This is a genomic window from Xanthobacter sp. NM-25, from assembly GCF_022138605.1.
In the GTDB taxonomy this organism is placed as follows: domain Bacteria; phylum Pseudomonadota; class Alphaproteobacteria; order Rhizobiales; family Xanthobacteraceae; genus Xanthobacter.
Genome location: NZ_JACBFS010000001.1, coordinates 841801 through 854911 on the forward strand (window position 1 = coordinate 841801; position 13111 = coordinate 854911).

11 protein-coding genes are annotated in these 13111 nt (G+C 68.2%); 2 read left to right on the top strand and 9 right to left on the bottom strand.

Translation table 11 applies throughout. The features are described 5' to 3' along the window. Positions 1 to 133 precede the first annotated feature (133 nt). The gene (locus MEU52_RS03785) at positions 134 to 955 is read left to right on the top strand and encodes an exodeoxyribonuclease III (protein WP_238119957.1); all 822 of its coding nucleotides are present in this window, start codon (positions 134 to 136) and stop codon (positions 953 to 955) included. Positions 956 to 987: 32 nt separating this feature from the next. Here MEU52_RS03785 and MEU52_RS03790 read toward each other — a convergent pair whose 3' ends face one another. Both MEU52_RS03790 and MEU52_RS03795 read right to left on the bottom strand, forming a co-directional pair. After that, complete coding sequence (locus tag MEU52_RS03790; RefSeq protein WP_238119955.1) at positions 988 to 1482, bottom strand: Crp/Fnr family transcriptional regulator; 495 nt, start codon at positions 1480 to 1482, stop codon at positions 988 to 990. 30 nt (positions 1483 to 1512) lie between these two features. Next, positions 1513 to 2199, bottom strand: coding sequence for a response regulator transcription factor (locus MEU52_RS03795; RefSeq protein WP_238119948.1), 687 nt, complete (start codon positions 2197 to 2199; stop codon positions 1513 to 1515). A gap of 113 nt (positions 2200 to 2312) precedes the next feature. Between MEU52_RS03795 and MEU52_RS03800 the strand changes: the two genes are divergently transcribed. Continuing rightward, positions 2313 to 2858 carry a L,D-transpeptidase family protein gene (locus MEU52_RS03800; protein WP_238119946.1) on the top strand — a complete coding sequence of 182 codons (546 nt, stop codon included), beginning with the start codon at positions 2313 to 2315 and terminating at the stop codon, positions 2856 to 2858. 14 nt (positions 2859 to 2872) lie between these two features. Here MEU52_RS03800 and MEU52_RS03805 read toward each other — a convergent pair whose 3' ends face one another. The 7 genes from MEU52_RS03805 to murJ all read right to left on the bottom strand — a co-directional run bounded on the left by MEU52_RS03805 (position 2873) and on the right by murJ (position 13084). Then, the gene (locus MEU52_RS03805; RefSeq protein ID WP_238119944.1) at positions 2873 to 4009 is read right to left on the bottom strand and encodes an ABC transporter permease; all 1137 of its coding nucleotides are present in this window, start codon (positions 4007 to 4009) and stop codon (positions 2873 to 2875) included. Then, positions 4006 to 4995 (bottom strand): ABC transporter ATP-binding protein, encoded by a 990-nt coding sequence (locus tag MEU52_RS03810; protein ID WP_238119942.1) that lies wholly within the window; start codon positions 4993 to 4995, stop codon positions 4006 to 4008. The genes MEU52_RS03805 and MEU52_RS03810 overlap by 4 nt, the downstream gene beginning before the upstream one ends. After that, positions 4992 to 5981 carry an HlyD family secretion protein gene (locus MEU52_RS03815; protein WP_238119940.1) on the bottom strand — a complete coding sequence of 330 codons (990 nt, stop codon included), beginning with the start codon at positions 5979 to 5981 and terminating at the stop codon, positions 4992 to 4994. Before MEU52_RS03815 ends, MEU52_RS03810 begins: the two co-directional genes overlap by 4 nt. Beyond that, positions 5981 to 6712, bottom strand: coding sequence for a TetR/AcrR family transcriptional regulator (locus MEU52_RS03820; RefSeq protein ID WP_238119938.1), 732 nt, complete (start codon positions 6710 to 6712; stop codon positions 5981 to 5983). Before MEU52_RS03820 ends, MEU52_RS03815 begins: the two co-directional genes overlap by 1 nt. Positions 6713 to 6927: 215 nt before the next feature. Beyond that, on the bottom strand, positions 6928 to 10113 hold the full coding sequence (locus MEU52_RS03825; RefSeq protein WP_238119936.1) for an efflux RND transporter permease subunit: 3186 nt from the start codon (positions 10111 to 10113) through the stop codon (positions 6928 to 6930). A gap of 13 nt (positions 10114 to 10126) precedes the next feature. Continuing rightward, positions 10127 to 11365: an efflux RND transporter periplasmic adaptor subunit gene (locus MEU52_RS03830; protein ID WP_238119934.1), complete on the bottom strand. Its 1239-nt coding sequence runs from the start codon at positions 11363 to 11365 to the stop codon at positions 10127 to 10129. Between the two features lie 147 nt (positions 11366 to 11512). Then, the gene (gene murJ / locus MEU52_RS03835) at positions 11513 to 13084 is read right to left on the bottom strand and encodes a murein biosynthesis integral membrane protein MurJ (RefSeq protein WP_238119932.1); all 1572 of its coding nucleotides are present in this window, start codon (positions 13082 to 13084) and stop codon (positions 11513 to 11515) included. Positions 13085 to 13111 lie beyond the last annotated feature (27 nt).

Consider the following 13111-nt stretch of genomic DNA (forward strand, 5'->3'; position numbering starts at 1 on the left):
TCGGGCGGCAGGTTCAACTCCGCGCAGCGGGAAGCTGCCCCCCGCCCCCGCAGCCCACAGGGCCACCCTTGCGCACCAGCCCGCGCGGGGATAACCGTGAAGGCCTCCTTCCATTTTTCATATCGTTGCTGCCTTGGCCCTCACTGTCTGCACCTGGAACATCAATTCCGTCCGCATCCGCCTCGACATCGTCCGCGCCGCCGTGGAGCAGCTGCGGCCCGATGTGCTGTGCCTTCAGGAAACCAAGTGCCAGGATGACAAATTCCCCCTGGCGGCCATCCGCGACATGGGCTTTCCCCATATCGCGCTGCATGGCCAGAAGGGCTGGCACGGGGTCGCCACCTTCTCGCGCCACCCGTTCAGCGCGGTGAGCCGGCAGGAATTCTGCGGCAAGGGCGATGCCCGCCACGTGGCGGTGACGCTGGACGGCGCCCATGGCGTCGGCAAGCCCGTCACCATCCATAATTTCTACGTGCCCGCCGGCGGCGACGTGCCGGATGTGGAGCTGAACCCCAAGTTCGCCCACAAGCTCGCCTTCCTCGACGAAGTCACCGCCTGGCCGGACCTTCTGGCCGATGCGGCGGCGCCCGATCGCCATGCGGTGGTGGTGGGCGACCTCAACATCGCGCCGTTGGAAACCGATGTGTGGAACCACAAGCAGCTGCTCAGCGTGGTCAGCCACACCCCGGTGGAAGTGGAGAAGCTCACCCGCTGGCAGGCGGCCGGCCAATGGGTCGATACCATGCGCGGCTTCGTGCCGCCGCAGGACAAGCTGTTCACCTGGTGGAGCTACCGCTCGCCCGACTACACCGCCAACAATCGCGGCCGCCGGCTCGACCATGTGTGGGCCAACCCCACCCTTGCGCCCCATGCCAAGGCCATGACCGTGCTCACCGATGCCCGCGGCTGGGAGAAGCCCTCCGACCACGTGCCGGTGGCGGTCACCTTCGGCTGAGAGCGATCTGGGGTTTTCGGAGGCCAGCGCCTTCAGCGCCGGCGCGGCGCGGGGCGCGGGGCTTCCAGCTCCACCCGCACGCTGTCGAGGGCCTTCATCATCCGTTCCAGGCGCTTGGCGAAGGCGCGGCGCAGCTTGGCGGCGCTGGCCGGATTGGCTTCCAGCACCTTGAGAAAGGCCGCCCGGGACAGCCGCAGCACCACCGAAGGCTCCATGGCGACGGCAGTGGCCGGGCGCGGCCCCGCCGCGATCAGCGCCGTCTCGCCGACCAGCGCCACCGCGTGGACCTCCTGCACCACCTGCTGACCCTCGGGGCGTTGGGGATCCACCAGGGCCAGGCGGCCGGAGGCGAGGATATAGCCGCAATCGGCGGTCTCACCGGCGCGGAACAGCACGTCCTGCGCGGCGAGGGTCTTCTCCTCGGCGCTGATGGCGAGAATGCGCAGCGCCTCGGCGTCGAGCACGTCGAAGGTGGCGATCTCCCGCAAGAGCGCGATCTCGGTCTCCAACTCCTTCTCGAAATCCACGAACGCTTCCTTTTCCCGGCCGAAACGGCCTTAAGGCACCAGCTTGTAGCCGCCCGCCTGGGTGGCGAGCAGGGTGGGGTTGGCCGGATCCGGCTCGATCTTCTGCCGCAGGCGGTAGATATGGGTTTCCAGCGTGTGGGTGGTGACGCCGGAATTGTAGCCCCACACTTCCTGCAGCAGCGTCTCCCGCGGCACCGGCGTCTTTCCGGCCCGGTAGAGATAGCGCAGGATCGCGGTTTCCTTCTCCGTCAGGCGGATCTTGGAGCCCTGCGGGGTGAGCAGCAGCTTGGCGCCGGGGCGGAACGAATACGGGCCGATGGCGAACACCGCATCCTCGCTCGCCTCGTGGGAGCGCATCTGCGCCCGCAGCCGCGCCAACAGCACCGAGAAGCGGAACGGCTTCACCACATAATCGTTGGCGCCCGCCTCCAGCCCCATGATGGTGTCATTGTCACTGTCATGGCCGGTGAGCATGATGATGGGGGCCTTGAAGCCGTTGCGGCGGATCTGCCGCACCGCGTCGCGCCCGTCCATGTCGGGCAGGCCCACATCCATGATCACCAGATCCACCGCGCCATTCTTGGCGGCGGCGATGGCCGCGCCGGCGGTATCGGCGGGGACCGGCTCGAACTCCTCCTGGAGCTGCAGCTGCTCGATCAGCGCGTCGCGAAGCTCCGGGTCGTCTTCCACCACCAGGATTTTCCACGCATTGGCCATCAAGTCCTCCTGCACCCTTGCGGGCGCGCGATTCGCGCAAGTACAGCATGCCTCTGGCCCAGTGCAAATTTCCCCGAAGGCCAAATGCGACGATAGGGGTATTATATTAAGTCATGAGCCATGAACATCCTGTGGGCATCTCCCGTTTGGTGGTCCAGCGCCGTCCCGGACGCCGGCACGAGGGGATTTTGCGGGCGGGAAGCCTCACCCTCCCCGTCGCCTTGGGGCGTTCGGGAATCAGGGCCGACAAGCGCGAAGGCGACGGCCGCACCCCGGCCGGCAGCTGGCGCATCGAACGGCTGCACTACCGCGCCGATGCCGGCCCCCGGCCGGTCACCGCTCTGCCCGCCCGCCCCATCCGCCGCGACGACGGCTGGTGCGATGCGCCAGAACATCGCCGCTACAACCGCCCGGTGAGGCTGCCCTTCGCCCCCTCCCACGAGCGCATGTGGCGGGACGACGGGCTCTATGACCTGGTGCTGGTGCTCGACCACAACACCCGCCCCCGCATCGCCGGCCGCGGCTCCGCGGTGTTCATGCACATCGCCCGGCCCGGCTTTGCGGCCACCGAGGGCTGCGTCGCCCTGCGCCGGGCGGACCTGAAACGCCTGCTCGCCCGGCTGCGGCCCGGCGCCCGGCTGGTGGTGCGCGGCGGCTGACGCGCCCGCCATCCTCAGTCCAGGGTCTGGCGGAAGCGGGCGACGGCGATGCTCATGGCCACCAGCATCAGGCCCAGCAGCGCCGCGCCATCCGCCCGCAGGTCGGAAAAGCTCGATCCCTTCAGCAGAATGCCGCGCACCATGCGCAGGAAATGGGTGAGCGGCAGCACCTCGCCCACCCATTGCGCCCACAGGGGCATGCCCGAGAACGGGAACATGAAGCCCGACAGGAGGATGGAGGGCAGGAAGAACATGAACGACATCTGCACCGCCTGGAGCTGGTTCTGCGCCAGGGTGGAGAAGGTGTAGCCGATGGACAGGTTGACGGTGATGAACAGCAGCGTCGCCACCACCAGCAGCAGCACCGAGCCTTCCACCGGCACGCCGAACAGGATCATGCCGGCGCCGAGGATGAGCACCGCCTGCAAAATGCCCACCAGCACATAGGGCACGATCTTGCCCAGCATGATCTCCACCGGGTGGATGGGCATGGAGAGCAGGCTTTCCATGGTGCCCCGCTCGATCTCCCGCGTCACCGACAGGGCGGTGAAGATCAGCATGGTCATGGTGAGGATGGTGCCGAGCAGGCCGGGCACGATATTGAGCTGGCTGGTGCCGGCGGGATTGTAGCGCCGGTGCTGGACGATCTCGAACGCCGCCGTGCCCGGATCATCCACGAACCGCTCGCGGGTGAGCGCCGTGCTCACCACCCCGGACAAAGCCGCCAGCGCATTGGCCGAGCCCACGGGATCGGTGGCATCGGCCGCCACCAGCAATTGGGGAGTGTCGCCGCGCCGCAGGTCCCGCTCGAAGCCGGCGGGAATCTCAACGAAGAACAGCACCTCGCCGGAGCGGATGAGATGCTCCGCCTCATCCGCGCTCTTCACCTCCTTGATGAAGGCGAAGAAGGCGGTGTTGCGCAGCGCCGCCAGAATGGCGCGGGAGACATCGTTGTTCTCATGGGCGAACACCGCGGTGGGCAGGTGGCGCGGCGTGGTGTTGATGGCGTAGCCGAACAGGATCAGCTGCAGCAGCGGAATCATGATCATGGTGGCGAAGGTCACCCGATCCCGCTTGAGCTGGATGAATTCCTTGACGATCATCGCCCGGATGCGCCGCAGGGCGCCGAGGCTCTCCGTCAGCGCGCTCATCGCAGATCATCCCGGCTGCGGCCCATGAGGTCGATGAACACGTCTTCCAGGGTCGGCGCATCCTGCCGCCAGCTCAGCTTGGGGTCGTCGCGGAACGGCGCGAGCGCCGCCTCCAGCGCCGCCGCGTCACGGCCAGAAATGTGCAGCGCGGTGCCGAACGGCGCCACCATGTCCACCCCCGGGCGATCGGTGAGCGCGCGGGCAAGGCCGGTGACGATCTGGGCCGCCGCATGGCCCTCGGCCCCTCTCACCTCCACGGTCCAGGTGGACAGGTGGGCGCCGGCGATCACCTGCGCCACCGTGCCCTGGGCCAGCAGCTGGCCATAGGCGATATATGCGATCTCGTGGCAGCGCTCGGCCTCGTCCATGTAATGGGTGGAGACCAGCACCGTGAGGCCCTCGGCGGCCAGGTCGTGGATCTGCGCCCAGAACTCGCGCCGCGCCTTGGGATCGACGCCGGCGGTGGGCTCGTCCAGCAGCAAGAGGTCCGGGCTCGGCAGGATGCAGGCACCAAGCGCCAGCCGCTGCTTCCAGCCGCCGGAGAGGGAGCCGGCGAGCTGCTTGCCGCGCCCGGCAAGGCCCAGCCGCTCCAGTGCCGCGCCCGCCGCCCGCTCGGGCTGCGGCACCCCATAGAGCCGCGCCACGAACTCCAGGTTTTCCCGCACCGACAGGTCCTGATAGAGGGAAAAGCGCTGGGTCATGTAGCCCACCCGCTCGCGGATCTTGCGCGCCTCGGTCAGAATATCGAACCCCAGGCAGGTGCCGGTTCCCGAATCCGGGGTGATGAGCCCGCACAGCATGCGGATGGTGGTGGTCTTGCCGGAGCCGTTGGGGCCGAGGAAGCCATAGATCTGGCCCCGCATCACCCGCATGGTGAGGTGATCCACCACCTTGTGGCCACCGAAGCTCTTGGTGAGCCCCTCCACCGCGATGGCAACGTCGCCGCCGCCGGCCGAAGGGCGGAGCGCGGCCGCCTCGGCGCTCACGTCGCGCCCTCCCCAACTGGGGCGCCGGGCATCGCCCCGAGGCTGACGGTGACCGGCTGGCCGGGCCGGGCCGCGCTCGGCGTATCGGGCAGGGCCTCGATGAGATAGACGAGCTTGGCCCTCTCCTCACGGCTGTAGATCACCGGCGGCGTATATTCCGCCGAGGCTGAAATGAAGCTCACCGTTGCCGTGAGCGGCGGGCAGCCGTCGCACGAGACGCTCACCTTCTGCCCCACGGCCACCTTCGGCAGCACCGCCTCGGGCACGAAGAAGCGAACCTTGATCAGCCCCGGCGGCAGCAGCGACACCACCGGCCGGCCTTCCGGCACCATCTCGCCCACCCGGAAATAGATGGTCTGGATGGCGCCGGCCTCAGGCGCCTTCAGGGTGCGCCGCTCGAGCCGCACGGTGGCGGCCTCCACCGCCGCGCGGGCCGCGTCCACCGCCTGCTCGGCGGCGGCGATCTGCTGGCTGCGCGAGGCGATGCGGGCGGCGGCGATGCGCCGGCGCGCCTCGTCGAAGGCGGCCTGGTTCTGGTCGAACGTGTGCTGGGCGGAATCGAGATTGGCCTGGGACGAGGCCCCCTTGGGCACCAGGTCCTTCTGCCGCTTCAGCTCGATGCGCGAGAGGTCGAGGGCGGCGGAGGCGCGCTGCTCGGCCGCCTCCAGGATGGCGATCTCCTCCGGGCGCTGCAGCGGCGCGCGGGCGTTCTCCAACTGCGCTTCCGCCTCGCGCAGCTGGGCCTTGGCGCCATTGAGGTCGGCAACCTGCAGGTCGTCCTCCACCCGCGCCAGCAGCTGGCCGGGGGTGACGCTGTCGCCCTCCTTCACCAGCAGCTCGCGCACCCGGCCCGCCTCGGTGGGGCCGATGAACAGAAGGTCGCCTTCCACATAGCCGGAGAACGAATTGGCCGGGCCCCGGTCGCAGGCGGCGAGGGTGAGGGCGGCGGCGCAGGCAAGGCCGATGGACCAGAAACGGGCGAGCATCAGTCGTCCTTCCCTCTTGGCTCCGCGCCCAGACCCTTGAGCAGAACATCGCGATGGGCGGCGAGCAGCGCGCGCGGGTCGAGCGGTTCGATGTCGGCGAACAGACCATTCCAGACGATGGCGAGAATGGCGGGCGCCACCACCAGCTGGGGAAAGCGCACCGCCGCGTCGCTGGCAAGCTCGCCGCGATCGACCCCCCGTTGCGCCACCTGGCGGATCAAGGCGATGCCCCGGGCCACCACCTCGCGATGGTAGAAGGCCGCAAGCCCCGGAAAGCGGCCGCCCTCACCGATCATCAGCCGCACCAGCGCCGCCGCCGGCTGATCCAGCACCCGGTCGATCATGAGGGCAATAAGCACGTCCAGCAGCGTGCGGGTATCGCCGGGCGCATCCGCCACCAGCGTATCCGCATCGGCGAAGATCGGCGTGATGTTCTCTTCCACCAGCCCCCGGAACAGGGCCTCCTTGTCAGTGAAGTAGAGATAGAGCGTGCCCTTGGCGATGCCGGCCCGCCGCGCCACTGCATCCAGCTTCGCGGTGGCGAAGCCATGGGCGGAGAATTCCGCCAGCGCCGCATCGAGGATCGCGCGCCGGCGCGCCGCCCGGTCTGCGGCGGTGGCCCGCGCGCGCCGCTCCGCCGGCGCACGCTCGACACCGGCAAGCTTGGGGGCCGCGCCGCGCCGCGAAGGGGCGGCGGCCGGGCGACCGGCGGAGGACTTGGTTTCGGCCATGGCCCGCTTCAACAGCTCAATTCAAATGACTGACCCGTCAGTCATAGACCATGAGACACCGCCGGAGCCAGTGTCTTTACGGGTGGCACCCTGTCGAATTCTGCCCCCAAGGCGGGGATGGCCACGGCCGGGGCGCGCTCCTGCGCCCGGCCCCACAAAAGAAAATCCCCGCGCGGCTCACGCCGCGCGGGGATGAATGCTCGAACCGCTGCGGATCACTCCGCGGGGGCGGCATGATTGGGCGGCGTGCCGCCCGAGTTCTTCGCCCGCCCCTTGCCCAGCCCGGCGAGCCAGCGTGCGAACACGTAGAACACCGGGGTGAAGACGAGGCCGAACAAGGTCACGCCGATCATGCCGGCGAACACCGCCGTGCCCAGCGCCTGCCGCAGCTCGGCGCCGGCCCCCTCGGCCCACACCAGCGGCACCACACCGAGGATGAAGGCGAGCGAGGTCATGATGATGGGCCGCAGACGCAGCCGCGCCGCCTCCACCGAAGCCTCCCGCCGGCCATGGCCCTCGTCTTCGAGCTGCTTGGCGAACTCGACGATGAGGATGGCGTTCTTGGCGGCCAGGCCGATGAGGACGATGAAGCCCACCTGGGTCAGGATGTTGTTGTCCATGCCCCGCATGTTGACGCCGGTCAGCGCCGCCACCAGGCACATGGGCACGATGAGAATGACCGCGAGAGGCAGCGTCAGGCTCTCATACTGGGCCGCCAGCACCAGGAACACGAACAGCACGCCCAGCGCGAAGGCGAAGATGGCGGTGTTGCCCGCCCGCTCCTGCTGGAAGGCGATGCCCGTCCACTCGTAGGCGAAGCCCTGGGGCAGGATCTTCTGCGCCAGACCTTCCATGATCTGCATGGCCTGGCCTTGCGAGTAGCCCGGCGCCGGCGAGCCATCGAGCTCCGCCGCCGGATAGAGGTTGTAGCGCGGCACGCGGTAGGGACCGGAGATGTCGCGCACCGTGGTGAACGAGCCCAGCGGCACCGTCTCGCCATTGGCCGTGCGCACGCGGATGGCGAGCACGTCCTTGGCTTCCATACGGAACTTGGCATCGGCCTGGGCCTGCACCCGGAAGGTGCGGCCGAACATGTTGAAGTCGTTCACATAGGTCGAGCCGATGAAGGTCTGCAACGCGGCGAACACGTCGTTCACGTTGACCCGCAGCAGCTGGGCCTTCTCACGGTCGATGTCGAGATAGAGCTGCGGCGTCGAGGTCTCGAACAGGGAATAGACCTGCTGCAGCCCCGGCGTCTGCGCGGCGGCGCCCATCATGGCGTAGGTGGCGTTGCGCAGCGCCGTCAGCGACGCGCCATCGCGATCCTCCACCATCATGCGGAAGCCGCCGGCGTTGCCGATGCCGTTCACCGGCGGCGGCTGCACCACGATCATCTGCGCTTCCTGGATTGACGCCATCTTGCCGAACAGCGTGCGCTGCACGGCGGCGGCCGAGCGGGTAGGATCGCCACCGCGCTGCGAAAACGGCTCCAGGATCACGAACATGGCGCCGGCGTTCGGGGCGTTGGTGAAGGTGGCGCCGGAGAAGCCGACGATGTTCACCACCTTGGCCACACCCGGCGTGCCGAGCACCAGATCGCCAGCCCGCTTCATCACCTGCTCGGTCCGCTGCATGGCGGCGCCGGGCGGCAGCTGGGCGACGACGATGAGGTAGCCGCGATCCTGCTGGGGAATGAAGCCCTGCGGCGTGCTGGTGAACAGGTGGCCGCCATAGGCGACGATGGCCACATAAACGATCAGCACCAGCGCCACCACCCGCACCAGGCGCGAGGTGAGCCAGGCATAGCCGTTGCCCAGCCCCTCGAAGCCGCGGTTGAAGAGGCGGAAGAAGCCGACCACCGGCCGGGCATACCAGGCATGGTGCGCATGCTCGCCCCGGTGCGGCTTCAACAGCAGCGCGCACATGGCCGGCGACAGGGTCAGCGACACCAGGAGCGAGATCAGGGTCGACCCCGCGATGGTGAGCGCGAACTGCTGGTAGAAGGCCCCCGAGATGCCGGTGATGAAGGCGGTGGGCACGAACACCGCCGACAGCACCAGCGAGATGGCGATCAGCGCGCCACCCACCTCGTCCATGGTCTTGTAGGCCGCATCCCGTGGCGAGAGACCCGCCGCGATGTTGCGCTCCACATTCTCCACCACCACGATGGCGTCATCCACCACGATGCCGATGGCGAGCACCAGGCCGAACAGGGACAGGTTGTTCAGCGAGAAGCCGAACAGCCCCATGACGAAGAAGGTGCCGACGAGAGAGATCGGGATGGCCAGGATGGGGATGATGGCCGCCCGCCAGGTCTGCAGGAACAGCACCACCACCAGCACCACCAGCACGATGGCTTCGCCGATGGTGTGCACCACTGCATCCACCGACTGCTGAATGAACTCGGTGGGGTTGTAGTAGATGCCGTATTCGAGACCCTCAGGGAAGGTCTTGCGAATGCGCTTCATCTCCTCCACCAGCGCGTTGCCGGTGGCGAGCGCGTTGGAGCCCGGCCGCTGGAAGATGCCGAGCGCCACCGAGGGGTCGCGGTCCAGGAACGAGGTGGAGGCATAGTCCTGGGCGGTGATCTCCACCCGGCCCACGTCCTTCACCCGCACCAGGGCCTGGTCACTCTGCTTGACGACGATATTACCGAACTCTTCCGGGCTCGACAGGCGCCCGAGGGTGCGCACGGCGATCTGGAAGGGGTTCTGCTGCGGCGTGGGCGGCGCGTTCAGGATGCCCGAAGCCACCTGCACGTTCTGCGCCCTGAGCGCCGTCACCACGTCGTTGGAGGTGAGATTCAGCTGGGACAGCCGGTCGGGATCGAGCCACAGCTGCATGGCGTAATCGCGCTGGCCGAACACGGTGATGGAGCCGACGCCGTCGATCCGCGACAACACATCCTTGATCTGGATGTTGGCGAAGTTCGACATGAATAGCGGATCACGTGAACCGTCCGGCGAGAACAGGTTCACCACCAGCAGGATGTCGGGCGACGACTTGGCCGTCACCACGCCCACCTGCTGCACCTCGGAGGGCAGGCGCGGCGTGGCGATGGCGACGCGGTTCTGCACCTGCACCTGGGCAGTATCCAGATCGGTACCGAGGTCGAACGTCACCTGGATCGAGAAGCGGCCATCCGCCGTGGAGTTGGACGAGATGTAGAGCATGTGCTCCACACCGTTGATCTGCTGCTCGATGGGGGAGACCACCGTGTCAGCCACCACCTCGGCGGAGGCGCCGGGATACTGGCCGGTGACGGTGATCACCGGCGGCGCGATCTCCGGATACTGGGCCACGGGCAGCCGCAGATAGGTGACGGCACCGAGGATGATGACAATGGTGGAGACCACCGACGCGAAGATCGGCCGGTCGATGAAGAAGTGGGAGAATCGCATGGGTGCGCCTCCCTCACTTCGACGCGGAGTCGGTGGCGGGCTTGCCAGTCTCGCTCTTTGGTGCGTCAGCCTTTGGCGCGTCGGCCTTCGGGGCCTCGGCCTTGGCCGGTTCCGCCATCTGCGGATTGACCACGACGCCGGGGCGCACCCGCATGAGGCCGTTCACCACCAGAGTGTCGTCGGGCTTGAGGCCCTCGGTGATCACCCGCTGGTCATCCACCAGTTGGCCGAGGGTGACGAAGCGCTGCGCCACCTTGTTGTCGGGGCCCACCACATAGACGAACTTCTTCACCTGCTCGGTGCCAATGGCCGCATCGGGCACCACCAGCGCCTGATAGGGATCGGTGGAGTTCAGGCGAATGCGGGCGAACATGCCCGGCCGGAACAGGCCGTTGGGGTTGTCGAACACCGCGCGGCCACGGATGGTGCCGGTCTCGCGGTCGATCACATTGTTGAGGAAGTCCATCTCCCCCTTGTGCACGAAGCCCTTGTCGTCGATGAGCTTCAGTTCCACCGGATCACCCTTGATGTCGGCCCCTGCCTTGCGGCGCTGAATGCGCAGCAGCGAGGCCTCGTCGATGGTGAACTCGAAGCGGATCGGGTTGGTGGAGACGATCACCGCCAGCAGCGTCGGCGAGCCGGCAGTACCGCCGGTCACGTAATTGCCCACCGACACCCGCCGATCGCCGATCTGGCCGGACACCGGCGCCTTCACCTCGGTGAAGTCGAGATCGAGCTGCGCCGAGCGCACGGCCGCTTCCTGCGACTGCACGGTGGCCGCCGCGGTGCGCTCGGCCTGGGTGCGCTGGTCGAAGGTCTGCTTGGAGATGGCGGTGGAGTTGCGATCCTCCAGCAGCGAGCGAGCGCGCTCCAGGTCGGCCTTGGTGAAGTCGAGATTGGCCTGGGCCTGGGCGAGGTTCGCCTGTGCCTGCGCCAAGGCGATCTTGAACGGCCGCTGATCGATGGTGAACAGCAGGTCGCCCTGCTTCACCAACTGGCCATCGGTGAAGTGGATGGCATCGAGATAGCCGGACACGCGGGCACGCACGTTCACTTCGTCGATGGCGACGAAGCGGCCAACATATTCATCCTGATCGGTGACGGTGCGCGTGGCGGGATGCGCCACGGTCACCTGCGGCGCCGGGGGAGGCCCGGCCTGCTGGGCGGGTTGCTGATCGCAGGCGGAAACCAGAAGGGCGAGCGCAAGCGAGGACAGAACGAGCGGGCGATAGCCCGTGGTGACGAGGGTCATCAAATCCGGCTCCTGGCGGATGGCTGGCATCCGCGAAATAACCTGGGGCGAAGGTTCGGCGCCTCCCGCAACCGACGAGCCGAAACCGGAAATAGCGCGTTCGGATAGCACAGGACGCTGCAATGCAAAACGCCTGAATCGAGAAAATCACGGATTTCCCTGCGGCACGCCCCCCGCAGGCGGCCCCAAGCGGCGCCCCATCACCCCAGCCAGGAAGGCGCGGCCCAACAGCCCGAACACTGCCAGGGCATAGACCAGCGCCCCGCCCGCCGCGACCAAGGCCAGCATCACTTCCTCGCGACCCGTGAAGCCGGCGGGCAGCAGCAGCGCCGCTGCCCGCTCGGCCCCGAACAGGGCGGCGCTCACCACCACCAGCACCGCCGCCAGACGCACCAGATGCCCGCCCAGCGCCGCATCTCCCAAGGGATAGCCGCGCTGGCGGGCAAACAGGATCAGCAGGCCCACATTGATCCAGCCGCCCACCGCCGTGGCGAAGGCAAGCCCCACCTGGGCGAACGTGCCCATCAGCGCGAACTTGAGCGCCACGTTCAGCGCCACCGCCGACAGCGAGGCGATCATTGGCGTGCGGGTGTCGCCGCGCGCATGGAACGGGGCGATGAAGGCCCGCACCACCAGGAAGGCGATGAGGCCGAAGCTGTAGGCCCGCAGGGTCGCCGCCGCATCGGCCGCATCGGCCACCGTGAACGCCCCGCGCGCGAACAGCGCCCGCATGGTGAGATCCGGCACCATGAGCGCCGCCGCCATGAAGGGAATGCCGAGCAGGGCGGCGAGCTCCACGCAGCGGGCCTGGGCATGGGCGGCGCCGGCGTCGTCGCCGGCCGCCAGCCGGCGGGCCATCTCCGGCAGCAGCACCGTGCCCACCGCGATGCCCACCACGCCGATGGGCAGCTGATTGATGCGGTCGGCATAATAAAGGGCGGACAGCGCGCCGATGGGCAGGAAGGTGGCGATGATGGTGTCGGCGAACAGGGCGATCTGCACCCCCGCCGAGCCGATGATGGCCGGCCCCAGCGCCCGCAGGAATTGGCGGGTGCCGGGATCCAGCCGGGGCCGCGCGAACCGAAGGCCGATGCCGTGGCGCTCCGCATCGAGCCCCACCACGAACAATTGCAGCACGCCGGAAATCAGCACGCCCCAGGCCGCCGCATCCCCGGCGGTGGGAAACAGCGCTGCCCCAAGCAGGGTGCTGACCATGCAGATGTTGAGCAGAATGGGCGCCGCCGCCGCCACCGCGAACCGCTCGGAGGCATTGAGCGCGCCGGAGACCAGCGTCGCCAGCGAGATCAGGGCGAGATAGGGGAAGGTGATGCGGGTCAGCGTCACGGCGAGGTCGAAGCGCGTCCCATCGGCGGCGAGGCCCGGCGCCAGCAGCGAGACGAATTCCCGCGTGAAGCCCAGCGCCAGCACCAGCAGCACCGCATGCACCACCACCATGCCGGCCAGAATCTCATCGGCGAAATGGCGCGCCGCCGGCACGCCATCCTGCTCCCGCAGCCGGGCATAGGTGGGCACGAAGGCGGCATTGAACGCCCCTTCCGCAAAGATGGCGCGGAAATGATTGGGCAGGCGGAACGCCACCAGGAAGGCATCGGCCACCGGCCCGGCGCCGAGCACGGCCGCCATCACCACATCGCGGATGAAGCCGGCAAGGCGCGAGAGCAGCGTGAAGCCGCCAACGGAAAGAATGGAACGGAACATCAGGGGTCGCGCCGTGAGGAATGCGGC